The organism is Bacillus sp. Cr_A10, assembly GCF_029222665.1.
Lineage (GTDB): Bacteria > Bacillota > Bacilli > Bacillales_A > Planococcaceae > Psychrobacillus.
In genome coordinates this window covers 105,391-129,248 of record NZ_JARHXR010000019.1, presented here as the reverse complement: position 1 = coordinate 129,248, position 23,858 = coordinate 105,391, and the positions used below count along the sequence as shown (strand labels likewise).

General features: G+C 38.3%; 28 protein-coding genes. All 28 read right to left on the bottom strand.

The genetic code is table 11. The features are described 5' to 3' along the window. Window positions 1-12: 12 nt before the first annotated feature. The 28 genes from P2Q73_RS16955 to fsa all read right to left on the bottom strand — a co-directional run bounded on the left by P2Q73_RS16955 (window position 13) and on the right by fsa (window position 23,774). The gene (locus P2Q73_RS16955) at window positions 13-249 is read right to left on the bottom strand and encodes a DUF1146 family protein (RefSeq protein ID WP_275789289.1); all 237 of its coding nucleotides are present in this window, start codon (window positions 247-249) and stop codon (window positions 13-15) included. Between the two features lie 176 nt (window positions 250-425). Beyond that, window positions 426-830, bottom strand: a complete 405-nt coding sequence (locus P2Q73_RS16950; protein ID WP_053590514.1) for a F0F1 ATP synthase subunit epsilon — start codon at window positions 828-830, stop codon at window positions 426-428. A 24-nt stretch (window positions 831-854) separates the two neighbouring features. Beyond that, a complete protein-coding gene (gene atpD / locus P2Q73_RS16945) occupies window positions 855-2,270 on the bottom strand; it encodes a F0F1 ATP synthase subunit beta (protein ID WP_053590515.1) in 1,416 nt (471 codons plus the stop codon). Between the two features lie 34 nt (window positions 2,271-2,304). After that, window positions 2,305-3,165, bottom strand: coding sequence for a F0F1 ATP synthase subunit gamma (locus P2Q73_RS16940; protein ID WP_053590516.1), 861 nt, complete (start codon window positions 3,163-3,165; stop codon window positions 2,305-2,307). Window positions 3,166-3,209: 44 nt separating this feature from the next. Beyond that, window positions 3,210-4,718, bottom strand: coding sequence for a F0F1 ATP synthase subunit alpha (gene atpA, locus P2Q73_RS16935; RefSeq protein WP_053590517.1), 1,509 nt, complete (start codon window positions 4,716-4,718; stop codon window positions 3,210-3,212). A 27-nt stretch (window positions 4,719-4,745) separates the two neighbouring features. After that, a complete protein-coding gene (locus P2Q73_RS16930) occupies window positions 4,746-5,282 on the bottom strand; it encodes a F0F1 ATP synthase subunit delta (RefSeq protein ID WP_056828046.1) in 537 nt (178 codons plus the stop codon). Continuing rightward, window positions 5,279-5,806 (bottom strand): F0F1 ATP synthase subunit B, encoded by a 528-nt coding sequence (gene atpF, locus P2Q73_RS16925; RefSeq protein WP_275789284.1) that lies wholly within the window; start codon window positions 5,804-5,806, stop codon window positions 5,279-5,281. Before atpF ends, P2Q73_RS16930 begins: the two co-directional genes overlap by 4 nt. A gap of 130 nt (window positions 5,807-5,936) precedes the next feature. Continuing rightward, complete coding sequence (atpE, locus tag P2Q73_RS16920) at window positions 5,937-6,161, bottom strand: F0F1 ATP synthase subunit C (RefSeq protein ID WP_053590520.1); 225 nt, start codon at window positions 6,159-6,161, stop codon at window positions 5,937-5,939. A gap of 68 nt (window positions 6,162-6,229) precedes the next feature. After that, entirely contained in the window at window positions 6,230-6,943 is a 714-nt protein-coding gene (atpB, locus tag P2Q73_RS16915; RefSeq protein ID WP_053590521.1) for a F0F1 ATP synthase subunit A, read from the bottom strand. Between the two features lie 32 nt (window positions 6,944-6,975). Continuing rightward, window positions 6,976-7,344 (bottom strand): ATP synthase subunit I, encoded by a 369-nt coding sequence (locus tag P2Q73_RS16910; protein ID WP_053590522.1) that lies wholly within the window; start codon window positions 7,342-7,344, stop codon window positions 6,976-6,978. 6 nt (window positions 7,345-7,350) lie between these two features. Then, on the bottom strand, window positions 7,351-7,569 hold the full coding sequence (locus P2Q73_RS16905; protein ID WP_053590523.1) for an AtpZ/AtpI family protein: 219 nt from the start codon (window positions 7,567-7,569) through the stop codon (window positions 7,351-7,353). A 252-nt stretch (window positions 7,570-7,821) separates the two neighbouring features. After that, window positions 7,822-8,451: a uracil phosphoribosyltransferase gene (gene upp, locus P2Q73_RS16900; protein WP_053590524.1), complete on the bottom strand. Its 630-nt coding sequence runs from the start codon at window positions 8,449-8,451 to the stop codon at window positions 7,822-7,824. Between the two features lie 309 nt (window positions 8,452-8,760). Next, window positions 8,761-9,996 carry a serine hydroxymethyltransferase gene (locus P2Q73_RS16895; RefSeq protein ID WP_275789274.1) on the bottom strand — a complete coding sequence of 412 codons (1,236 nt, stop codon included), beginning with the start codon at window positions 9,994-9,996 and terminating at the stop codon, window positions 8,761-8,763. A gap of 20 nt (window positions 9,997-10,016) precedes the next feature. Continuing rightward, window positions 10,017-10,562 (bottom strand): TIGR01440 family protein, encoded by a 546-nt coding sequence (locus P2Q73_RS16890; RefSeq protein ID WP_056828050.1) that lies wholly within the window; start codon window positions 10,560-10,562, stop codon window positions 10,017-10,019. Window positions 10,563-10,590: 28 nt separating this feature from the next. Further along, a complete protein-coding gene (gene rpiB, locus P2Q73_RS16885) occupies window positions 10,591-11,028 on the bottom strand; it encodes a ribose 5-phosphate isomerase B (RefSeq protein ID WP_053590527.1) in 438 nt (145 codons plus the stop codon). A gap of 217 nt (window positions 11,029-11,245) precedes the next feature. After that, window positions 11,246-12,550: a methyl-accepting chemotaxis protein gene (locus tag P2Q73_RS16880; protein WP_053590528.1), complete on the bottom strand. Its 1,305-nt coding sequence runs from the start codon at window positions 12,548-12,550 to the stop codon at window positions 11,246-11,248. Between the two features lie 2 nt (window positions 12,551-12,552). After that, window positions 12,553-12,993 (bottom strand): low molecular weight protein arginine phosphatase, encoded by a 441-nt coding sequence (locus P2Q73_RS16875; protein WP_275789270.1) that lies wholly within the window; start codon window positions 12,991-12,993, stop codon window positions 12,553-12,555. 100 nt (window positions 12,994-13,093) lie between these two features. Continuing rightward, entirely contained in the window at window positions 13,094-13,597 is a 504-nt protein-coding gene (locus P2Q73_RS16870; protein ID WP_053590530.1) for a manganese efflux pump, read from the bottom strand. Between the two features lie 221 nt (window positions 13,598-13,818). Beyond that, entirely contained in the window at window positions 13,819-14,844 is a 1,026-nt protein-coding gene (locus P2Q73_RS16865) for an L-threonylcarbamoyladenylate synthase (protein ID WP_275789267.1), read from the bottom strand. A 68-nt stretch (window positions 14,845-14,912) separates the two neighbouring features. Beyond that, window positions 14,913-15,455 (bottom strand): stage II sporulation protein R, encoded by a 543-nt coding sequence (locus P2Q73_RS16860; protein ID WP_275789265.1) that lies wholly within the window; start codon window positions 15,453-15,455, stop codon window positions 14,913-14,915. 45 nt (window positions 15,456-15,500) lie between these two features. Continuing rightward, window positions 15,501-16,358: a peptide chain release factor N(5)-glutamine methyltransferase gene (gene prmC, locus P2Q73_RS16855; RefSeq protein WP_345798856.1), complete on the bottom strand. Its 858-nt coding sequence runs from the start codon at window positions 16,356-16,358 to the stop codon at window positions 15,501-15,503. Then, the gene (gene prfA, locus P2Q73_RS16850; protein WP_056828062.1) at window positions 16,351-17,430 is read right to left on the bottom strand and encodes a peptide chain release factor 1; all 1,080 of its coding nucleotides are present in this window, start codon (window positions 17,428-17,430) and stop codon (window positions 16,351-16,353) included. Before prfA ends, prmC begins: the two co-directional genes overlap by 8 nt. Window positions 17,431-17,808: 378 nt before the next feature. Continuing rightward, complete coding sequence (locus P2Q73_RS16845; protein ID WP_053590535.1) at window positions 17,809-18,381, bottom strand: thymidine kinase; 573 nt, start codon at window positions 18,379-18,381, stop codon at window positions 17,809-17,811. A gap of 134 nt (window positions 18,382-18,515) precedes the next feature. After that, on the bottom strand, window positions 18,516-18,731 hold the full coding sequence (gene rpmE / locus P2Q73_RS16840) for a 50S ribosomal protein L31 (RefSeq protein WP_053590536.1): 216 nt from the start codon (window positions 18,729-18,731) through the stop codon (window positions 18,516-18,518). Window positions 18,732-18,890: 159 nt separating this feature from the next. Next, entirely contained in the window at window positions 18,891-20,174 is a 1,284-nt protein-coding gene (gene rho / locus P2Q73_RS16835) for a transcription termination factor Rho (RefSeq protein ID WP_056828064.1), read from the bottom strand. A gap of 513 nt (window positions 20,175-20,687) precedes the next feature. Continuing rightward, window positions 20,688-21,650, bottom strand: a complete 963-nt coding sequence (gene glpX, locus P2Q73_RS16830; protein ID WP_056828065.1) for a class II fructose-bisphosphatase — start codon at window positions 21,648-21,650, stop codon at window positions 20,688-20,690. A 179-nt stretch (window positions 21,651-21,829) separates the two neighbouring features. Beyond that, the gene (locus P2Q73_RS16825; RefSeq protein WP_275789262.1) at window positions 21,830-23,107 is read right to left on the bottom strand and encodes a UDP-N-acetylglucosamine 1-carboxyvinyltransferase; all 1,278 of its coding nucleotides are present in this window, start codon (window positions 23,105-23,107) and stop codon (window positions 21,830-21,832) included. A 19-nt stretch (window positions 23,108-23,126) separates the two neighbouring features. After that, on the bottom strand, window positions 23,127-23,774 hold the full coding sequence (gene fsa / locus P2Q73_RS16820; RefSeq protein WP_275789261.1) for a fructose-6-phosphate aldolase: 648 nt from the start codon (window positions 23,772-23,774) through the stop codon (window positions 23,127-23,129). Window positions 23,775-23,858 lie beyond the last annotated feature (84 nt).

Sequence of the window (23,858 nt, the reverse complement as noted above, 5' to 3'; positions counted from 1 at the left end):
AATCTTTTTCCATTAATTAAATAGAAATGGCAATTGATTTGACCAATTCGTTAGATTTAAGAAAAAATTAGCAACAGTTGAACCGATCATTATACTTATTAAAATAAATAACAGCTGTGCCTGGAAAACTTTATTTTTTTTAATTACCTTTTCAATCATAATTGCTTGAAGTGCATAAAATGATATACCGATAAAAAATATATTTGCTAAGATAGCAATGATTGCCTGTTGGCCATTTAATAAAAACATTTCCGTCCTCCTACATTTAAACTAGATTAGTAGCAAAGTAGCCCTATAAGAAAAAAACGGACAGAACTAGTTCTGCCCGCTTGTTAAATCAGTTAAAATCAAAATTGCCTGCACGATAAATAAAATCCGTGACATTCACCGGAGGCAGTCCTTATTTATCACAGAAATAATAAGGTTTAAATGTTACCCTCATAAACGTTGATACGATTCATCGCACGTTTCAAAGCAAGTTCAGCACGATTGAAATCAGTTGAATCTTGCTTATGTTGAAGACGTTCTTCTGCACGTTTCACCGCTTCTTTTGCACGAGTTACATCGATATCTGAAGCAACTTCAGCAGATTGAGCTAAAATCGTTACCTTTTCAGGTCGAACTTCAACAAATCCACCGTTTACTGCTACATACTCTGATTTTCCATCTTTTTTCAATTTAACTGCACCGATTACAAGTGGCGCAACCATTGGAATATGGCCAGGTAAAATACCGATTTCACCAGATGCTGTTTTAGCGATAATCATGTCTACTTCAGAATCGTATACCGGGCCGTCGGGAGTGACAATATTGACTATAAGTGTCTTCATATTTTTTCCTCCTGGTCCGAATTATTATACTTCTACGCCCATGCTTTTCGCTTTTTCTACAACTTCTTCAATGCGTCCCACTAGACGGAAAGCATCTTCTGGTAAATGGTCATATTTTCCTTCAAGAATTTGTTTGAATCCTTCAACAGTTTCTTTAACTGGAACATAAGAACCTTTTTGACCTGTAAATTGTTCTGCAACATGGAAGTTTTGAGATAGGTAGAACTGAATACGACGTGCGCGGTTTACTACCAACTTGTCTTCGTCCCCTAATTCATCCATACCTAAGATCGCGATAATATCTTGAAGCTCTCTGTAGCGTTGTAATGTATATTGCACTTGACGTGCTACATCATAATGCTCTTGTCCTACGATTTCAGGTGAAAGCGCACGAGAAGAAGAAGCTAACGGATCAACCGCTGGGTAAATACCCATCTCAGATAATTTACGTTCTAAGTTTGTTGTCGCATCTAAGTGAGCGAAAGTTGTTGCTGGAGCTGGATCCGTATAGTCATCGGCAGGTACATAAATCGCTTGGATAGATGTAACAGAACCAGTATTTGTAGACGTGATACGCTCTTGTAATTGACCCATTTCAGTAGCAAGCGTTGGTTGGTAACCAGCTGCTGATGGCATACGACCTAAAAGAGCCGAAACCTCAGAACCCGCTTGAGTGAAACGGAAGATATTGTCGATGAATAAAAGTACGTCTGCACCTTGCTCATCACGGAAATATTCAGCCATTGTAAGACCAGTTAAAGCTACACGCATACGTGCACCAGGTGGCTCATTCATTTGACCGAATACCATTGCTGTTTTCTTAATAACGCCAGAATCGCTCATCTCGTGGAATAAGTCATTTCCTTCACGTGTACGCTCTCCAACACCAGCGAATACCGAAATACCACCATGTTCTTGAGCAATGTTGTTGATAAGTTCTTGAATAAGAACTGTTTTCCCTACTCCGGCACCACCGAATAGACCGATTTTACCACCTTTGATATATGGAGCTAAAAGGTCTACTACTTTGATACCTGTTTCAAGAATTTCAACTTCTGTTGAAAGATTTTCAAATGTTGGTGCTTGACGGTGAATTGGATCACGACGCTCTTCAGTCGGAATTTCTTCTCCTAAGTCAATTACATCACCAAGAACGTTAAATACGCGTCCTAAAGTTACATTACCAACCGGAACAGAAATTGCTGCACCAGCATCTATTACCTCTGCACCACGTTTAAGTCCGTCAGTAGATGACATTGCGATTGTGCGAACAGAATCATCCCCTAAGTGTAAAGCTACTTCTAACGTTAACGTAGTAGGAGCTTCGTTTGGACGTTCAATAGCTACAGTCAATGCATTATAGATAGCTGGTAAGTGGCCGTTGTCAAACTTTACGTCAACAACTGGACCCATTACTTGTAGTACTTGTCCTTTGTTCACTACTGTTCCCTCCTGTCTTACTTTCTTTCTTTACCTATTCTAGAGCCGATGCACCGCCGACAATTTCCGTAATCTCTTGCGTTATCGCAGCTTGACGTGCTCGGTTATATACTAATGTTAAGTTACTAATCAAATCAGTTGCGTTATCTGTCGCGGATTTCATCGCAGACATACGCGAAGCATGTTCACTTGCTTTACCGTCGAGTAATGCACCGAAAATTAGGCTTTCCGCATATTGAGGAAGTAACACTTCTAGAATCGCCTCACTTGAAGGTTCAAATTCATAAGAAGCAGTTGTGCCTTTTTCTACTGCAATATCCGTAAGTGGCAGTACCTTTTTCTCCGTTACTTCACTGGAGATGGCACTGACAAAGTGGTTATAGTACATATAAAGTTCATCATATGTACCATCCGTGAACATACCAACAGCTCTGCGCGCAATTTCTTTAATATCAGAAAAAGCTGGTTGGTCAGGTAAACCTATAACTTCCCCGATTACATTAGAACCACGTTTTACGAAGAAGTCACGTCCCATACGACCAATTGCCAGAATTACATACTCATCTTTTGAAGCGTGACGTTGTGCTATTGCATTGGCAACAGCTCGAATAACGTTACTGTTGTAAGCTCCAGCTAAACCACGATCAGAAGTGATGACAAGATATGCAGTCTTTTTAACAGGACGGGTAGTTAACATTGGATGTCCACTATCACTTGTACCTGAAGCAATTGCACCGACTACCTCTTGAATTTTACCCATGTAAGGAACATATGCTTTTGCATTCTCCTCCGCACGGTTCAACTTAGAAGCAGAAACCATTTGCATAGCTTTTGTAATTTGACTTGTTTTCTTAGTTGACGTAATTTTGCTTTTAATGTCGCGTAATGATGCCACTGGTATTTCACCACCTTATTGTTTTTTTCACATCGACAAAGATATTATTCAGATATTGCGAAAGTTTTTTTGAATGCAGAAATAGCATTGTTCATATCTTCATCTGAAGGAAGAGCTTTAGTCGTGCGAATATGATCTAAAACGTTTGTGTGGTTTGTATCTAACCAGCTATATAACTCTGCTTCAAAGCGACTGATATCTTTAACTGGGATATCATCTAAATGGCCACGTGTTAGAGCATATAAAATCATAACTTGTTTTTCTACTTTAATAGGAGAGTTCAAGTCTTGTTTTAATACTTCTACTGTACGAACACCACGGTTAAGTTTCGCTTGAGTTGCAGCGTCAAGATCTGAACCGAATTGAGCAAATGCTTCAAGCTCACGGTAAGCAGCTAAGTCAAGACGTAGTGTACCCGCAACACTCTTCATTGCTTTAATTTGAGCTGATCCACCTACACGGGATACGGATAAACCAGCGTTGATCGCTGGACGTACACCAGAGAAGAATAAATCAGATTGTAAGAAAATTTGACCATCTGTAATCGAGATTACGTTTGTTGGAATGTAAGCAGAGATATCTCCCGCTTGTGTTTCAACGAATGGTAATGCAGTGATTGAACCTGCACCTAAAGTTTCATTTAACTTCGCAGCACGCTCAAGTAGACGGCTGTGTAAGTAGAATACATCCCCTGGATATGCTTCACGACCTGGAGGACGTTTAAGAAGTAATGAAAGTTCGCGGTATGCAGCAGCTTGTTTAGATAGATCATCATAAACGATCAGTACGTGCTTACCTTCGAACATGAATTCTTCTGCCATAGTTACACCAGCATAAGGTGCTAGGTATAATAATGGAGCTGGTGCAGATGCAGATGCAGTTACAACGATTGTGTAATCTAAAGCACCTTTTTTACGAAGTGTTTCTACTACGTTACGTACAGTCGATTCTTTTTGACCGATAGCAACATAGATACAAATCATATCTTGGTCTGCTTGGTTAAGGATTGTATCAATCGCAACAGATGTTTTACCTGTTTGACGGTCACCGATGATTAACTCACGTTGTCCACGTCCGATTGGTACAAGAGCGTCAATCGCTTTTATACCTGTTTGAAGTGGCTCATGTACAGATTTACGTGCCATAACCCCTTGTGCAGGACTTTCGATTGGACGAGTTTTTGTAGTTGCAATAGGACCTTGTCCGTCAACTGGTTGGCCAAGTGGATTGACAACGCGGCCAATCAATTCTTTACCAACAGGAACTTCCATAATACGGCCTGTTCGACGTACTTCATCGCCTTCTTTGATGTCTGTGTATGGTCCAAGGATAACGATACCAACGTTGTTCGCTTCCAAGTTTTGTGCCATACCTAAAACACCAGTTGAGAATTCTAAAAGCTCTCCAGCCATGACGTTGTCGAGGCCATGAGCACGCGCGATACCGTCACCAATTGTGATTACTGTACCAACGTCGCTAACTTTCATCTCAGATTCATAATTCTCAATCTGCTGTTTAATCAAGACACTGATTTCTTCAGCTTTGATGCTCATGTATGTCACCTCTCAAAATTCATAATATTAACCGATCAAGTTACGTTTTAAGCGATCTAATTTAGTACTTAGAGTGCTATCGTAAATGCGGTTTCCGATTTGAACACGAATTCCACCAATAATAGATGGATCTACAATGTTTTGAATACGTAAAGATTGTTTACCTACATTTTTTGCAAATACAGATGAAACGCTTGCACGTTCTTCTTCTGTTAAATCACGTGTAGTATATACTTTCGCTTCTGCAATACCTTGTGCTTCGTTCGAAAGTGTCATAAATTCAGAAATAATGTCTGAAACTTCGTTTAATCTCTTTTTATCAATTAGCACTAAAAGTGTATTGATAACGATAGGATTTGCATTAGCAAAAACTTCACGAATCAAGTCTTTTTTCTTGTCTAAAGAAAGCTTTGGAGATGTGAATAGAGTTTTCAAATCTTTATTGCCATTCCAGACAACTTTAAGTTCACGTAAATCATTTTCTACTGATTGAAGCTCGTTTTTTTGTTGTGCTAGTTCAAACAATGCGATTGCGTAACGCTGTGCTGCAGTTGATTTACTCAATTAACTTCGCCTGCCTTCGCAATCGTTGCCTCGATTAGCGCACGATTATCTTCTTCCGAAACTTCTTTTTCAAGAACTTTGGACGCTGCAAGTACAGAAAGTGAAACTACTTCTTGTCGTACTGCCGCAATCGCTCTTTCTTTTTCTGTATCGATTTCACGGATAGCAGATTCTTTTAAACGCGCTGCTTCAGAACGAGCAGTTGTGATAATTTCTTCACGAGACGCTTCGCCTTGCTTTTTCGCATTTTCTACAATCGCTAGTGCTTCCGTGCGTGCTTCTTTAAGTAAGTCACGTTGTTCTTCCAGTAATCGTTCTGATTCTTGGCGGCTAGATTCAGCTGCTTCAATTTCACTTGCGATTAATTCTTCACGTTGAGTCATAATCCCCATTAATGGACCCCAAGCTACTTTCTTTAAAAGTACAAGAAGTAAAATAAAGAAGAATAATGTAGCAAAGATATCCCAAGTGTTAAAACCACTATGGGCTGCTTCAGCACCAAGTACAAGGTAATCAAAAGACACGATTGTTTCACTCCTTTCAAACGCTAATAAGAGATCTTGCTTCTATAATGTATAAATGTATTTATTGTTTTCTAATTCATAAAGAGAATGGCGGATAAAAACCCGCCATTATAGATTTTGTAAGTGGTTCTTATTTGTTTAATACGATGAAAGCGATAACTGCTGCGATAATTGGAATCGCCTCAACTAATGCTACCCCGATGAACATAACTGTTTGTAAAGCTCCACGTGCTTCTGGTTGACGAGCAATACCTTCTACTGTTTTTGAAACGATTAAACCGTTACCGATACCTGCACCAAGTGCACCTAAACCGATTGCTATAGCTGCTGCTAAAAGACCAACTGAACCTACCATTGTGTAATTTCCTCCTTGGAATGTTGTTTTTTTTTATTTATTTCTGCCTAGTTTCCTAAACAGTTATATTAATGGTCTGACGACACTTTATGTGACATATAAACCATTGTTAACATAACGAAAATGAATGCTTGGATCCCACCTATAAATAGGGAGAAACCTTGCCATGCCATTGCTGGAATAATTGCTCCAACAAAGCCGAAAATACTAGAAGTTGCTAATCCTGCGATCAGTCCTAAAAGAACTTCCCCCGCATAGATATTACCGTAAAGACGAAGACCAAGTGTCAACGTATTTGCGAATTCTTCAATAATTTTTAATGGAAATAAAAATGGAAGTGGTTTTAAATAAGTATCAACATTATATTGTTTAAAACCTTTCATTTGAATTCCGTAGTAGTGCGTTAAAACGATGATCATAACGGATAATGTCATGGTGATGGTTGGGTCTGCTGTTGGAGATTTCCACCAAAGTACCCCATCATACGTGATGGCAAATGGAAGACCTAATACGTTTGCTACTGCAATAAACATAATTAGTGTAATCCCAAGTACATGGAAACGCCCACCTGTTTTCCAGTCGAAGTTACTTTTAATAATCCCCTTCACAAAATCCATAATCCATTCCATGAAGTTCTGCATACCAGTCGGTTTCATTTTTAAGTTTCTTGTCGCAATATAAGCAATTAAGAAAACGATAAGTGTAGTTACCGCAAGCATTAAAATGTTTGACCAGTTTCCATACAGTCCTAAAAACTTGAACGTTGGATTTGCATGTTCCACGATTCATTCACCTCTCTTTCACAATCTCATAGTTAATGTCTTGCATGAAACACAATTCTTTCTACTATTAGTAGAACATAGGGAATCATTAATCCGATAACTGTGCTGATCAGATGTATGTACTCTGGAAGGGCAAGGGCAATTGCAACAGCTGCAACGCCTGATGCGAAGCGAAAAGTTGTGCCGAGACCTGCTCGTCCTTTTCCATTTGTCAACACTCGATCAAATTTCTCCATTCTACGTACTAGAATCCAGAAATTATACAGACCAAATAAAGAACCTAGTGCTAAGCCCGCAAAAATTGGCGAATATGGGGTAAATCCCCAACCTAGCGCACATGCTCCGAGCAAAAAAAATATGTACTTTTTCTGCTTCGTATAAATACGTTGCATTTCCTGCATGGGTCTTCAGTCTCCTGAATCATATTTTCGAATGGTAGTAATAATGGCGAACACACCAACCGTAAGGCCAGCGAGTAAACATATTACTAAAAATACTGGAGTGGTTCTAAAAGTATCGTCTATCCACATTCCTGTGAATATACCTATTAAGATAGAACCTACAAGCTGTGAGAGAATCGCAGAATACATCGCTATCCCTTGTAACGGACGTCTATTTCGACGCATAAAAGAGTCCTCACGTTTTTCCTATTTAAGTAAAAACTGTGAAACTAGTAGAAAGTTGATACGACAAGTGTTTCGAGCATGAAACCCCTATCATTGATATCCTTTGTAAGCATACAATAGGGGCAATTTGATGTCAATTAGAAGTAGTGAAATTCTTCACATATACTTCACAATTGACATCTTATCGACAAATTTAATAGAGTCAATTTACTTCTTTTTCTTAAAAAACGATAAATGATTCTATTTACCCAATTACTTCGTACCGAATAGTCTGTCTCCTGCATCGCCTAACCCTGGAACAATATAGCCATGGTCATTTAGCTTTTCATCTAAAGCTGCAATATAAATATCTACATCTGGATGAGCTTTTTTCAATGCTTCTACACCCTCTGGAGCAGCAATCAGACACATAAATTTAATGCTTGTTGCACCACGCTTTTTCAAAGAGTTAACTGCTTCAATTGCGGAACCTCCAGTTGCAAGCATCGGATCTACAAGGATGAAATCACGTTCTGCAACATCTGCGGGAAGCTTTACATAATATTCAACAGGTTGCAATGTTTCTGGATCTCGATAAAGACCAACATGTCCAACCTTCGCAGCTGGTATGAGTTTCAAGATTCCATCAATCATTCCAATACCTGCACGCAGAATAGGAACAATCCCTATTTTCTTACCAGCAAGTACTTTTGATTTTGTTTTTTGTACAGGAGTTTCCACTTCTGTCTCCTCTAATGGTAAATCACGTGTAATCTCAAACGCCATGAGTGTCGCAACCTCGTCTACAAGTTCACGAAACTCTTTAGTTCCAGTGTTTACATCACGGATATATGTAAGTTTGTGTTGAATGAGTGGATGATCAAATACAAATACTTTTGGCATATGGCGTATCTCCTTCTCGTTTTATTTGCAATTCTACTAATTATAACAAAAGAATATGGTTACATACTAGTAATCCTACGTTCTTAATATTGCGTCTATTTTAAGCCAACATAGGATTGTAAATATATTGTCATTGATTGCCTTTGTTCATTTTCCCACTCCTCACATATTGCCCAATAGTCTTTTTTTAAATTCATTCAAAAATAAAATATAAGAACATCCATTTTACAAGTTGAAATGAAAGGTTAGACAGTATACAACGGAAAAGGCTACTTTTCCAAAGAAAAGTAGCCTTCATATACTAAACTATTAATTGTATAATGGGAATTTTGCTGTTAATGTAGAAACACGTTCTTTAGATTCTTTAAGTACAGCTTCGTCTTCATGGTTTTTCAGAAGTTTTGCAATGATTGAAGCGATTTCTTTCATTTCTTCTTCTTTGAATCCACGTGATGTAACTGCTGGAGTACCAATGCGAACTCCTGATGTAATGAAAGGACTAGATGTATCAAATGGAATCGTGTTTTTATTTACTGTAATTCCAACCTCATCAAGTACATGCTCCGCTACCTTACCTGTTAAATCTAAAACAGAAACGTCTAATAGCATAACGTGATTATCAGTTCCACCAGAAACAATGCGTATACCTTCTGCAGTTAAGCTATCTGCAAGAGTTTTAGCATTTGCAATCACTTGTGCTTGATACTCTTTAAATTCAGGTTTTTGAGCTTCCCCAAATGCTACAGCTTTTGCAGCAATTACATGCATTAATGGTCCACCTTGAATTCCAGGGAAAATTGTTTTATCAATTTTCTTAGCGAACTCTTCAGTTGTTAAGATTAATCCACCACGTGGTCCACGTAATGTTTTATGTGTCGTCGATGTAACGAAATGTGCATATGGAACTGGATTCGGATGAAGTCCAGCTGCTACTAAACCTGCGATATGTGCCATATCTACAAACAAGTAAGCTCCTACTTCATCAGCAATTTCACGGAATATAGCAAAGTCGATCGTACGTGAATACGCACTTGCTCCAGCTACGATCATTTTAGGCTTATGTTCTAATGCAATCGCACGAACATTTTCATAGTCGATCGTTTCTGTTTCTTTATCCACACCATAATCGATGAAGTTATATTGAATTCCACTAAAGTTAACTGGAGAACCGTGCGTTAAGTGACCACCATGGGAAAGATTCATACCTAAAATTGTGTCCCCTGGTTGTAACGCAGTCATATATACTGCCATATTCGCTTGAGAACCTGAATGTGGTTGAACATTTGCATGCTCAGCTCCAAAAATTTCTTTTAATCGATCACGAGCGATATTTTCCACTACATCCACATGCTCACAGCCACCATAGTAGCGTTTACCTGGGTAGCCTTCTGCATATTTATTTGTCAGTACAGAGCCTTGCGCTTCCATAACTGCTTCTGATACAAAGTTTTCTGATGCAATTAACTCAATATTTGCTTGTTGACGTTTTTTCTCTGCCAGCATAGCTTCATGTACCGCTGGATCTTGTGCTAAAATCTTTTCCACTCTTAGTTCCTCCTCCAATATCATCCGTAAAATGCACGTTCTCCGCCAATTAGCTTTGGACGTGTTCTCGCAATCGTAACGATCGCTTCCCCAATATGCTTTGTGGACACGCGAATCGGAACAGCAACAGGTTTCAATTGCATACCAATAAGCGTTTGTCCTATGTCAATGCCGGCATGTGCTTGTACATGCTCGACAACTACAGGGTCTTGAAATTGAGTGTACGCATAGGCAGACATAGAGCCACCTGCACGAACAACTGGAATAACCGAAACTTCTGGTAATCGATAGAGAAGCTGGGTTTCTCTTTCCATTGTTATTGCTCGATTTATATGTTCACAACCTTGAAATGCTAAATGAACCTTATTTCGATCAGCAAAAGCACGCAAAGGTTCATATAAAACCTCTGCTACCTCTAAGCCACCAGCAGTACCAATTTTCTCACCGATAATTTCCGAAGTTGAACAGCCAATAACAAATAGATCATTCTCTTTTAAGAACGCTTGCTGCTCAACCTCGAGTAGAAGCTGTTCTATTTGTTGTTTCCACAAACTTTTTGCTTCCATCTAATAATCGCCTTCTTCTATTTATAAATTAGTTCTCTAATGCCGAAATTTTTTCTACACGGCGCTCGTGACGTCCACCTTCAAAGTCTTGCGCAAGCCAAGTAGCTACGATTTCTCTAGCAAGTCCTGGACCTATTACACGTTCACCCATTGCAAGAACATTAGAGTCGTTATGACATCTTGTTGCTTTTGCAGAAAATACATCATGCACTAATGCACATCGAATACCTTTTACTTTATTCGCCGCAATCGACATACCAATACCTGTACCACAAATTAATATACCACGATCAAACTTCCCATTTGCCACACCTTCTGCTACCGGCATTGCATAATCAGGATAATCGACTGAATCATCGTTTGTTGGACCGAAATCCTCATAGGAAAGTCCAAGCTCTTCTAATTGTTGAATAATTTCTTTACGGAGATTATTACCGCCGTGATCGGAAGAAATCGCTATTTTCAAATCGTTCCCTCTTTTCTGTTCATATTCCTACTCATCATACCATTATTCTGCACAAAAAAATACAATTCACACGAAGTGAATTGTATTTTTTGACGAATTTCTGTCATTTTTTTAAAAATACTTGTTATTTCAATATATTCTTCACCAAAAAACGAACAATAAATATTATTATAACATTATTATTCGGTTTTTTCATTATACGAACATAATGTATACATTATTTTGTATTACGATCAAAAAGGCTTATTACATTATATAGTTCTTCAGATTGTTTCTTCAAATCAACTGATAAGTGATCGATTTCTTCAATAGAACGTGCTTGTTCATCAGTAGCACTTCGTACCTCTTCTGCTCCTGCGGATGTTTCTTCTGCTATTGCAGCAACCTCTTGTGATTGTTGGGCTGTACTTTCAATATTTGTTAACTGCTTTTCAACCAATGAAGATATTTCTACTACTGATTCGGCCATCTCATGTATTTTATTGGACATACCTTCTACTGCCTCGTTTGTCTCAGAAACACGCTTCGCTTCACCTACAGCAAAGCTTACTTGATTTGTCATTTGTTGAACGACAGTTTGCACATCCGTTTGGATAGCAAGGATAAGCTCAGATATCCCTTGTACCGCCTTAGCACTTTCATCCGCTAGTTTGCGAACCTCTTCAGCTACAACTGCAAAGCCTTTTCCATGCTCCCCCGCACGTGCAGCTTCAATAGACGCATTTAATGCAAGCAAGTTCGTTTGAGCAGCGATATCTCCAACTAACTGAATAATACTTTCGACTTTTCCTGCGTTTTCTTCTAATTGGTGCACATTTCCTAATGCTGCCTCACTACCAGAAGCAATCTTCTGGATCCCATTTACAAGCGATTGTATAGCTTGCGTAGTTTGGGCTAGTCCATGAATCATTTCCTGAGATTGTACAGAAGACTTTTCAGCACGTTTATTTACTTCTGAAGCAAGCGTTCTGACGTCTTCTACAGATTCTGCTGTTTCTTGTACTGCTATCGCTGATTGTTCTGCACCTTGTGAAATTTGTGCAATCGTACTTGCGATTGCTTCTGCTTGCTCCGATGCCACAGATGATTGCGCTGATAGTTGTTGAACAGTATTATTTGTCTTCTCAAAATTCTTTTCAATGCCTTGAACCATTTCTCTTAAATTCACAAGCATCGCCTGAAATGCTACTGCAACGGATTGAATCTCATCTTTGGATTTGGGAACTTCCACATCCACCCCAATTTTTCCTTCTGAAGCAAGATTTGCAACTTTTTCTAGATTAAATAAAGGCTTAATAAGTAATCCACTAAAAAAGTAAGCCAATATACCAGACCATAAAATACCTAAAGCGTACATAGCAATCTCAAAAGGTACAGATTTAGTAGTAGTATCAAAGATAAGCGGTTGTATAAAATTAATAAAAATAGCACTTGTTGTATATGTAATTAAAGCTAAAACAGTGACAAACAGCACAATCTTCTTTTGTATTCCGAACGCATACTTCTTCTTTTTTTCTTTCATCCTTAATCCCCCTGAAGTTTTTTCACTAGTTCATCCGTTAGTACATTCAATTCTCTATACGTAGCTTCATATGTACGCAAGTCTCCACCATATGGATCAGATACATCACGTACAGCTTGGGGTGTTACGTACTCTGTGTACATGTAGACTTTTGATATCGCATGCGGAAATGCAAAGATGATAGCTTGTTTATGGGATGCCGTCATCGTTAATATGATATCTGCCCAGTCAACTATTTGTTCATTTAATGCGGATGATTTATGTTTAAACTGGATAGATCCATTCTCCAATACTTTTTGCCCATTTGAAGACATATTACCTCCATCCATCGCATAAATACCTGCTGAACGCACCTCCACACCATTTAAATGACGCTCTTTCAACAATGCCTCTGCAATTGGACTACGACACGTATTTCCCGTGCAAACAAATAATATATTCATCGTACTAATTCCCCATCTCTAGTATATAATAAAAAGTCCTATAATTGTTTTAAATTTTATGATTATTTTTGACTATATTGTGTGAATCAACAAAATACGGTTAATTATTTTGTAACGTTAAAATTCCCATTATTAATAATATCAATCCCGCAAATCTCATGATGAAAGCTCGGTTCATAATTGCATACTTATATATTATATTTTGCGCAATAAACACTGCTAAAAATGAAAAAATTCCCGAGCTGAGTATGAATATAAACTTCTCTACTTTTAGCATACCAAATGAAATACTTACTGAAAAGGTATCAACGCTTGCTACGACTGCCAATAGAAACGGAGATAAAAGAGGAGCTTGCTTTGGAGATTGTGTAAGAATCATTTGTAATCCCAGTAATGAAAGAAGAACTCCAGATAAATAGGGACTTGCATGCTGAAGATAATTCTGCACGATAATCCCTGCGTAATAACCGATTAAAGGAAAAAGCATATGTAATGCCGCAACCCATGCAGCTAGAGTAAATACTTGTTTTCTATAAGATACTAGAGAAAACAATATTAGTACATCCACAGACATTAATACACCAGCCAAAATTTCACGCCACAAAAAAATCTCCCCCGTCCATTTGCATAATTAACTATATGCAAACTATTAGGAGAGAATACACTCAGACTGTATGAGAAATGCTTTCATTCTTCGTTGCTAGCACTCGTTGTAAGCAAATGAACTTAAGTTCTATTCGCTTCCGCACCTCGCCTAACAAGCGTTTTCATTACAGTCTTTAAACTATTCCTCTACATCTATATCGCTAATATTCAAAGAGATTATTAACTATACCAGTTACCTTTAGCAGCCTTTTCTAATCTATTCATAATCGCACTTCCAACACCATGTTTAGGAAAAGCTGGTACAAGGACTAAATCAGCATCTGATTCATCACATTTTCTAAGAGCTTCGTACAATAGGTGTGCAGCATCTTCCAGTTGATTTTCCTTGCCTAATGTAAAAAAGTAATCCGCATTACTTTCACTGTATAGGTCACTTGCAATTAGCGCTACTTTTTTATGATCACTATGTATGCTTTCCACTGCTTTTTGAACTTCAATTATCGAAGCTTCTATTAAATAGACTGGAGCATCCGGTGCGTAATGTGCGTACTTCATTCCTGGCGCTCTAGGAGCTTCTGCTTTATCTGTCAGTTTTGCTTCATTTACTGGACCAATCACTTTTTCAAGCATTTCTTTCGTAACTCCACCTGGACGAAGAATTGTTGGTCTTTCAGTTGTAACATCCAAAACCGTAGATTCTAAGCCAATCCCTGTTGTACCTCCGTCTACTATTAAAGGTATCTTTCCTTTTAAGTCATGTAGCACGTGGACTGCCTGAGTCGGACTAGGTTTTCCGCTTCTATTTGCACTCGGAGCAGCAACCGGTTTTTTTAAACGTCTAAGTAATTCTAGGGCTATTGGATGCTCAGGCATTCTTACACCAACTGTATCTAATCCGGCTGTAACGTTTTCAGCAAGAGTATTTGGTTTTAATGGCAAAATCAACGTTAGGGCTCCTGGCCAAAATGCATCCATACATTCCATGGCAAGCTTTGGTATATTCATCGTAAATGAATGGAGATCTTTTTTATCACCAATGTGAACAATTAATGGGTTATCCTGCGGTCTTCCCTTCGCCTCGAATATTTTTCGGACAGCAGTTTCTTTGGTAGCATCAGCACCTAAACCATACACTGTCTCTGTTGGAAATGCGACCGTTTCTCCATCATTTAATAAATCCACAGCTTGTGTATAACCAAGTTCTTTTGTGGATAAGTTATCCACACTCACAATTTGTGTTTTCATGTCGTAATTACTCCTTTCTCTATAAGTTGTCCACATTTTGTGTATAACTATTAATTATATGTGGATTATTATGTGGAAAACTTCTTTTTTAACCATTCCCATACAAAAAATTTAGGTTTCTCTTTTTTCTTTTCTTCTTTCATTTCATCCTTATAACAAACTTTTGGAAACAGTGCACACCACCAATTATCCCCGCGACCACTGCCTATTTTAATAACAATCGAGTCTACGTATGTTTGTGCTACTATCCCATCATTCCACACTTTCGGAGGAAACAATGCTTGTCCTGTGGATAAAATAATTTTATCTTCATATTTTTCTGATAAATTATCCACAACTTCTTCTAATTGTGCATAAGTTTTCTCGGGATTACTTGCGTAACTTCGTAAAATAGGCTCAATACTATCTCTTACTTCATTTTTAAATTGTTGATCTTCTACCGAATTGCTATTGGCAATAAGACGAAATCGTGTTCCATCTGTTTGCTCCATAGGTTGAAATAGAATAAATAAACAAAATTGAATAAGTAGCAACATCCATACAAATAAAATAACCGCGTCTATTTGTTTGCCAATCCTTGGTGTTCTTTTTATCTCGTAATCTGGTAACATATAACATTCCTCCCTTAGGAACATTGTTACCAATAGATTCATAACTTATTCATTGATTGTACAAAAAACAAAACGATTTTTTTTATTAATGTCCTTAACCACTTCTACTGCCGCATTAGGAAATGCTTTTTGAAGCATCTTTTGAACGGCTGTGCCCTGCTCGTAGCCAATCTCAAAGCCTATTAAACTTGGGATATTCATCATGGCAGGAAGCTGTTCTGCCATTTTTCTATATAATTGCAATCCATCTTCTTCTGCAAACAATGCTAGATGTGGCTCGTATTCTATTACGGTATCGGAAAGGGACTCTGCTTCCTGTTGTCCAATGTAGGGTGGATTAGATAAGATGATATCCCATTTTTGATTTGCAATAGGCGCGAGTAGATCACCTTGTTTGAATCGAACTTCGGCGTCTAAACGCTGAGCATTTTTCATCGCAACTCGGAGTGCTTCGGTTGAAATATCGGTTGCAGTTACTATAGTATTCGGCATTTCTTTTTTTATGGAAATCGCAATAGCACCACTTCCAGTTCCGATATCAGCGATCTGTAAGACTTTATTGGTATCGAACAATTTTAATGCACGTTTTTTTACATCTTCTATTAATTCTTCTGTTTCAGGTCGAGGGATTAAGACGTTTTCGTTTACTATAAAATCTCTCCCATAAAACGTTTCCTGTCCAATAATGTATTGAAAAGGACGACCAGTTGCATGCTCCTCCACATATGCCCAAAAAGTTTGGAACGCTTCTTGGGATATTTCTTCATACATAGCCATCATCAATTCAGAATAATTTTTCTTTAATACATGCTGCAACAAATAACGAGCCACTTCTTTTTCTCGATTATTCTCTTCTAAAAAAGAAGAAGCCCGGGTTAGGGCCTCATAAGTTGTTTTACACATTGGTATCATTCATTCTTTCTAATTTTTCGGCTTGATCCTCCAATATTAATGCATCCACTACTTCATTCAGCTTTCCTTCTAAAATCTGGTCAAGCTTTTGAATTGTTAAACCGATGCGATGATCCGTCACACGATTTTGTGGATAATTATATGTTCGAATTCGCTCTGAACGGTCACCAGTACCTACGGCAGATTTACGAACTGCATCATATTCGGCTTGTGCTTCTTGACGGAATTTATCAGCAACGCGAGCGCGTAGAATTTTCATAGCCTTTTCTCTGTTTTTAATTTGCGATTTTTCATCTTGCATGGAAACTGTAATACCTGTTGGTAAATGCGTCATACGAACAGCTGACATGGTCGTATTAACGGATTGTCCACCCGCTCCAGAAGATGCAAATGTATCCACACGAACGTCCTTTTCATGGATATCAACATCCACTTCCTCCGCTTCCGGAAGAACAGCAACAGTTGCAGTGGATGTATGAATACGTCCACCAGACTCTGTTTCTGGTACGCGTTGTACACGATGGGCACCGTTCTCATATTTCATTTTGGAATAAGCATTCGTTCCATTAATCATGAAAATAATCTCTTTGAATCCACCAAGTCCAGTAGGAGAGGATTCCATAATATCAATTTTCCAGCCTTGTGTTTCTGCATATCTACTGTACATTCTGAATAAATTCCCTGCAAATAAAGCAGCTTCGTCTCCCCCAGCAGCTCCACGAATCTCCATAATAACGTTTTTATCATCATTCGGATCTTTTGGAATCAATAGAACTCTAAGACGTTCTTCAAGCTCTGCAATTTGGTTCTCCAAATCATTTACTTCTTCTTTTACCATATCACGCATATCTGCATCGAGCTTTTCATCTAACATCAGCTTTGCGTCGTTATATTGACTTTTTGCATCCTTGTATTCACGGTACGCATCTACTGTCGGCTGCAAATCTGATTGCTCTTTTGAATATTCTCTTAGTTTTTTTGTATCATTGACCACATCTGGGTCACTAAGCAATTCATTTAAATTATTATAACGATCTTCTACCGATTGTAATCGATCAAACATCGAGCTCACCTCGTTCATTTAAGTCTATATCATTCCTATTATAAAGAAAAAGTCTCTTCCTCGCTACTTTTTCTAATGAAGAGTGTTTATTTTAGCGAAGGGAGACTAATTTGTCTATGGGAGCAACCATATTAAAATGAAAGCAACCAATTCCCATACATCAGCAACCATATATCAGTCTCTGATATATTTTGCGTGTAATTATTTTCCTTTCAATGTTACAAAACGGCACTTCGAGACTAATTACGTTGCAACCGAGACCAATTCACGGCTATGCAAGACCATTTCCCTCTGAAACGAGACTAAATCCAAAGAAGCCGAGACCATTTCTCAAAATAAGAGTTATCTCACGTGAGATAACTCTTTGAAGTCCATTATTTATAGAGGTGGATTGGCGTGGCATTTTCGACATACAGGGTAATAAGTGTCATTGCCACCAATTTGAATTTGCTCCCCAGTATATACAGGCTTTCCTGCCTCATCCACACGTAAATTCATAATTGCTTTTTTATGACAGAACCAGCAGATCGTCTTCATTTCCTCGATTTTATCGGCATAGATGAGCATATAACGGCTACCTTCAAATAACTCATTTTGAAAGTCATTTTTTAAACCGAAACCCATCACCGGGATGTCTAGCTCGTCCACTACTTTAGTCAATTGTAAAACATGCTCTTTTTTCAAGAATTGTACTTCGTCAATTAACACACAATAAGGTTTTGGTGAATGTTCTTTTACCAATTCATATAAATTCGTATCATCATATGTAGCTGTTGCTTTTCTCTTTAAACCTATTCTACTAGAAACATATCCTACTTCATCTCTTGTATCGATTCCAGGTGTAAAAATAAGAACAGGTTTATTTTGTTCTTCATAATTATGTGCAACCTTCAAAATCTCAATAGATTTTCCGCTATTCATTGCACCGTGCTTAAAAAATAATTGTGCCATTTGAATTCTCCTTGTGAATCTTCTAATTTTCCTCTATTCATTTATAACATAAAGAGGCTGGCATCTACATAGATAATATTCAAAAAAACAAAAATACCTGCAAAACACAATTGTGCTTTACAGGTACTTGGTAATTAGTTTTTAGCTTCTTCTTTGATACCGTATTTTTTGTTGAAGCGATCAACACGGCCATCCGCAGCTGCGAATTTTTGACGTCCAGTATAGAATGGGTGACATTCGTTACAGAACTCGACACTGATGTTTGATTTTACAGAACCAGTTGTGAATGTGTTACCACATGAACATGATACTGTTGCTTCTTTGTAATCGGGATGAATTCCTGCTTTCATCTCTATCTCTCCTCTCGCCCTGAACCATCTGGAACAGAGTTGGTTATAAAACTGATACCTTACACGATCCGATTGATTGCCAACCGTATATGTAGCAGAAAATTGTAAACTTACATTGAACATAATAGCATGTCTGTTATTAAAATGCAAGTTCTTCGATTATAGAGAAACTTTCCCACTGCGATGCGCTTTCATTTCTACTGCCAGTTGCTCAAAGAATGCTTCGTTCGTTTTTGTTTGTCGAAGTTTCTTTAAGAAACGCTCCGCAAAATCGGATGAATCGGAAAAAGTTTTGCGAATAGCCCAAAGCTTGTCCAATTGATCTTTTGGAATGAGAAGTTCTTCTTTTCGCGTACCCGAGCGACGAATATCGATTGCCGGGAAAATACGACGTTCTGCAAGACTTCTATCTAAATGAAGTTCTAAGTTACCTGTACCTTTGAACTCTTCATAAATTACTTCATCCATACGAGAACCAGTATCAACTAGTGCAGTAGCAAGAATCGTTAAACTACCGCCTTCTTCAATATTACGAGCAGCTCCAAAAAATCTTTTTGGACGATGGAATGCAGCAGGGTCAATCCCTCCGGAAAGTGTACGTCCACTTGGAGGAATTACTAAATTGTATGCACGGGCAAGACGCGTGATTGAATCCATTAAAATGATTACATCACGTTTATGCTCTACTAAGCGCATTGCTCTTTCTAAAACAAGTTCCGCTACTTTTACATGATTTTCTGGAACTTCATCAAACGTGGAGCTCACAACATCCGCCTTTACTGAACGTTCTATATCTGTAACTTCTTCTGGACGCTCATCTATTAATAAAACAATCAGTTCCGCATTTGGATGATTCGTCGTAATAGCATTTGCGATTTCTTTTATTAATAACGTTTTCCCTGCTTTTGGAGGTGCAACAATTAAACCACGTTGTCCGTATCCAACAGGTGCTACCAAATCCATTATGCGAGTCGATAGTTTTTCAGGAACGGTTTCTAATTTAATATGGCGGTCCGGATATAAAGGTGTTAGAGCAGGAAAATGAACTCGTTCCTTCGCTATTTCTGGATCTTCACCATTTACTAGTTCCACATGAAGTAGGCCGTAATAACGTTCACTTTCTTTTGGAGGACGAACTTTTCCTGTTACTTTATCACCATTTCGAAGGTCAAATCTTCTAATTTGAGATGCCGAAATATAAATATCCTCTGAACTCGGAGAGTAGTTAATAGGACGTAAGAATCCAAAGCCCTCTTGTTGAATAATCTCTAAAACACCTTCCATGAAGAAGAAGCCTTCTTGTTCTGCTCGAGATTTTAAGATAGCAAAAATAAGTTCTTTCTTTGTAAGCTTGCTATACGCTGCAATTTTGAACTTTCTTGCAAGTGTATAAAGCTCTTTTAGAGTCATACTTTCTAACTCATTAATTGTTGTTTGTGTCATTGGCGTTGCACCACTCTTTATTTTATTTTTATGTTCCTATTTATTTTTGGGAATCAAATACAACAAGTTGAATTTGCGACAACTATTGCTCTCCTTTAGATTTACTACATTTTTTAATGGCTTCACCTAAATGGATTGTCTACACTTATCTATTTGTAACTGTTGATTAAGGTTAATAGGATTGAAGTTTGTTAAGAGGATACCCAATCAGAATTGGCTGATTAGAATGTTAACAAATGCAGTTTTAGATGTCGTGAACTTAGAATACCTCGACTGACAAGCGTTTTCAAGACTTTTTGAGGTCCGACCTTCTAATTTATGCATTTGTCTCCAAGATGACCTAATCTGTTATGGAGGGTATTCATGTGAGAAGTTTTATTTTATCACGCTTTATGTAAGACTCTCATGAAGGAAGCAAAACAAAGTTATGTTGACAGGCAATATCTTTGAAAGCTTCCTCGGAGTCTAAACCACTTTTCATTTTAGAATTGAATTAAGCGATAAAAGTTATTCTTATAGAACTAAATTCGGTTTTTTCTTTAAGCTGTGTCTTCCTTCAACAAAACGAATTGTACCAGATTTAGCTCTCATAACGATTGAGTGCGTTGAACCAAATGCACCTTTGAATTGTACTCCACGAAGAAGTTCACCGTCTGTTACACCAGTTGCTGCAAAAATCGCATCGTCACCTTTTACTAAGTCTTCCATACGTAAAATTTTGTTTACGTCTAGTCCCATTTTAATACAACGAGCAAGCTCTTCATCATTTTGCGGCACTAGTTTTCCTTGTATTTCTCCGCCTAAACATTTTAATCCAACTGCAGAGATAACTCCCTCAGGAGCACCACCCATTCCAAATAAAATGTCAACGCCAGTATTATCAAAAGCCGTGTTTATAGCTCCAGCTACATCACCATCATTAATTAGCTTAATACGTGCACCAGCAGCTCTAATTTCATCAATAATTTTTTGATGACGGTCGCGACCTAAAATTGTTGCCACTACGTCTTGGATGTCTTTATTTTTTGCACGTGCAACTGCTCGTAAATTATCAATAACAGGTGCGTTAATATCAACTTGACCAACGGACTCTGGACCTACTGCCAGTTTGTCCATATACATGTCTGGAGCATGAAGTAGATTTCCACGATCAGCAATTGCAAGAACTGCAAGTGCATTCCATCCACCTGAAGCTACAATATTTGTACCTTCTAACGGATCCACTGCCACGTCAACTTGGGGACCACCAGTTCCATGTCCAAGCTTTTCTCCGATATATAACATCGGCGCTTCGTCCATTTCACCTTCCCCAATTACTACGACACCTTCCATTGGAATTGTGTCAAAAACTGTGCGCATTGCAGTAGTTGCTGCGTCATCTGCTTCATTTTTTAATCCGCGTCCCATCCAGCGTGCAGATGCGATTGCTGCTGCCTCTGTTACACGAACTAATTCCATTGATAAACTACGTTCCATTTAATATATGCCTCCCGTTTTACGGTTTATATTCCGGTCTGTGTTTCTTCCTGTACCATTGTAGCATATTTGTCAAATAAGAAAAGTAAGGCGCCGGTTATCAGCAACGAGTTTGCTAACATGCAAAATGGGCATTTTGCCTTGTGCTGATAGGCGCCTATAGTCTGGGTGGAAGTACTTTATTCTGAGTTTACTTCTATTTCTTTAATTTCCACTCTTCTAATATCTGCTCCTAGTCCTCGAAGCTTTTCAATAATGGAACTATAGCCACGTTCTATATGGAAAATATCTTGAATCTCCGTTTCACCCTCAGCGATCAATCCAGCAAGTATGAGAGCTGCTCCAGCCCGCAAATCACTCGCTCGAACAGTGGCGGCTTCAAGCTTGGCTGGCCCCGTAATAATAGCAGTTCTACCATCCACTCGCCCATTAGCGTTCATACGGCGTAGTTCATCAATTTGCTTGAATCGAGCTGAGTAAATAGTATCGGTAATAACGGAAGTTCCGTTAGCTTGCGTTAACAACACCGAAAAAGGTTGTTGTAAATCCGTAGGAAACCCAGGATACACAAGAGTTTTCACATCGACTGCTTGTAAATTTTGAGCTTTCGGAATGAAAATCTTCTCTTCATGCTCCTCCACTTTTACTCCCATTTCTCGTAGTTTTGCTGTTAATGCTTCTACATGAAATGGAATCACATTGTCAATCGTGATACCGTCACCTGCTACAGCAGCCATAATCATAAATGTTCCAGCTTCAATTCGGTCTGGAATGATTGTGTGCTTTGTCCCGTGTAATTCTTCAACACCGTCGATACGAATGACATTCGTCCCAGCACCTTTTATATTCGCTCCCATATTTGATAGCAATGTGGCAACATCAATGATTTCTGGTTCTTTTGCAGCATTTTCAATAATTGTTCTACCTTTTGCAAGTACTGCAGCAAGCATTATATTAATAGTTGCCCCGACACTTACGACGTCTAAATAAATTTTCGTGCCAACCAATTTCTCTGCACGTAAATAAATAGCGCCATGCTCATTCGATACGTTAGCACCCAATGCCTCAAAGCCTTTAATGTGCTGATCTATTGGGCGAGGTCCCAAGTGGCATCCTCCAGGTAATCCAATAGCCGCTTTATTAAATTTTCCAAGAAGTGCACCCATTAAATAATAAGATGCTCGCAGCTTTTTAATATTGCCATTTGGCAAGGGCATATCCACTACATTTGTAGGATCAATTGTCATCGTTCCGTCTTCAAATGTGATTTTTGCACCTAATTCTTCTAGAATATCTTTCAATGTCCATACATCTAAAATCTCTGGCAGGCCTTCAATAGTTACTGGAGAGTTCGCTAACAAGGAAGCAGGAATTAGCGCTACTGCACTATTTTTTGCCCCGCTTACCTTAATCGTACCATGTAAACGATTAGCTCCTTTTATTTTATAAACTTCCATACGTTTCTCCTTCGTCTTGTTACTCGCTCTTACGATTGTTCCAATCCGCTAGAAATCCTTCAATTCCTTTATCTGTTAAAGGATGATGGAATAGTTGTTTTAATACTTTAAATGGAGTTGTAGAAATATGAGCACCATTTAAAGCTGCATCCGTAATATGCTGAGGATGTCTGATAGAAGCTGCAATAATTTCTGTATCAATGTTGTGAATAGCAAAGATTTGAGCTATTTTCGCAATCAGTTCCATTCCATCATGCCCAATGTCATCTAAACGACCTAAAAATGGAGATACATATGTTGCACCTGCTCGAGCTGCCAATAGCGCTTGGTTTGCACTAAAGATAAGCGTCACATTTGTTTTGATTCCTTCTGAACTAAAAACTGCGCATGCTTTTAGCCCTTCAGGTGTCATCGGTAATTTCACCGTAATATTCGGTGCAATTGCTGCAAGTTCTCTACCTTCTTTAATCATACCCTCTGCATCCAATGCGATTACTTCTGCACTTACAGAACCATTTACTAATGCTGTAATTTCGCGAAGGCGATCGTGAAATGAAATATTTTCTTTCGCCACTAGCGAAGGATTCGTCGTAACTCCGGATAAAATACCCCATGCGTGTGCTTCTGTAATTTCCTCAAAATTAGCTGTATCTATAAAAAATTTCATCTTAATAAGTTCCTCCTTATGATGGAAAAATAGGAGAAGCTTCTGTATGTTCACTAGAAGACTTCTCCCCACATTCTATTATAT

Excerpts from the sequence above, each read along its gene's own strand:
- P2Q73_RS16865 (WP_275789267.1), bottom strand. The coding sequence starts at position 14,844 with ATGAAAACACAAATTGTGAGTGTGGATAACTTATCCACAAAAGAACTT.
- P2Q73_RS16880 (WP_053590528.1), bottom strand. The coding sequence starts at position 12,550 with ATGAAAGAAAAAAAGAAGAAGTATGCGTTCGGAATACAAAAGAAGATT.
- P2Q73_RS16905 (WP_053590523.1), bottom strand. The coding sequence starts at position 7,569 with ATGCGTCGAAATAGACGTCCGTTACAAGGGATAGCGATGTATTCTGCG.
- P2Q73_RS16910 (WP_053590522.1), bottom strand. The coding sequence starts at position 7,344 with ATGCAGGAAATGCAACGTATTTATACGAAGCAGAAAAAGTACATATTT.
- P2Q73_RS16890 (WP_056828050.1), bottom strand. The coding sequence starts at position 10,562 with ATGGAAGCAAAAAGTTTGTGGAAACAACAAATAGAACAGCTTCTACTC.
- glpX (WP_056828065.1), bottom strand. The coding sequence starts at position 21,650 with ATGGAACGTAGTTTATCAATGGAATTAGTTCGTGTAACAGAGGCAGCA.
- prmC (WP_345798856.1), bottom strand. The coding sequence starts at position 16,358 with ATGTGTAAAACAACTTATGAGGCCCTAACCCGGGCTTCTTCTTTTTTA.
- P2Q73_RS16825 (WP_275789262.1), bottom strand. The coding sequence starts at position 23,107 with ATGGAAGTTTATAAAATAAAAGGAGCTAATCGTTTACATGGTACGATT.
- P2Q73_RS16860 (WP_275789265.1), bottom strand. The coding sequence starts at position 15,455 with ATGTTACCAGATTACGAGATAAAAAGAACACCAAGGATTGGCAAACAA.
- P2Q73_RS16950 (WP_053590514.1), bottom strand. The coding sequence starts at position 830 with ATGAAGACACTTATAGTCAATATTGTCACTCCCGACGGCCCGGTATAC.
- fsa (WP_275789261.1), bottom strand. The coding sequence starts at position 23,774 with ATGAAATTTTTTATAGATACAGCTAATTTTGAGGAAATTACAGAAGCA.
- P2Q73_RS16875 (WP_275789270.1), bottom strand. The coding sequence starts at position 12,993 with ATGAATATATTATTTGTTTGCACGGGAAATACGTGTCGTAGTCCAATT.
- rpmE (WP_053590536.1), bottom strand. The coding sequence starts at position 18,731 with ATGAAAGCAGGAATTCATCCCGATTACAAAGAAGCAACAGTATCATGT.
- P2Q73_RS16955 (WP_275789289.1), bottom strand. The coding sequence starts at position 249 with ATGTTTTTATTAAATGGCCAACAGGCAATCATTGCTATCTTAGCAAAT.
- prfA (WP_056828062.1), bottom strand. The coding sequence starts at position 17,430 with ATGTTTGATCGATTACAATCGGTAGAAGATCGTTATAATAATTTAAAT.
- rho (WP_056828064.1), bottom strand. The coding sequence starts at position 20,174 with ATGACACAAACAACAATTAATGAGTTAGAAAGTATGACTCTAAAAGAG.
- upp (WP_053590524.1), bottom strand. The coding sequence starts at position 8,451 with ATGCCAAAAGTATTTGTATTTGATCATCCACTCATTCAACACAAACTT.
- atpE (WP_053590520.1), bottom strand. The coding sequence starts at position 6,161 with ATGGTAGGTTCAGTTGGTCTTTTAGCAGCAGCTATAGCAATCGGTTTA.
- P2Q73_RS16845 (WP_053590535.1), bottom strand. The coding sequence starts at position 18,381 with ATGGCACAATTATTTTTTAAGCACGGTGCAATGAATAGCGGAAAATCT.
- atpA (WP_053590517.1), bottom strand. The coding sequence starts at position 4,718 with ATGAGCATCAAAGCTGAAGAAATCAGTGTCTTGATTAAACAGCAGATT.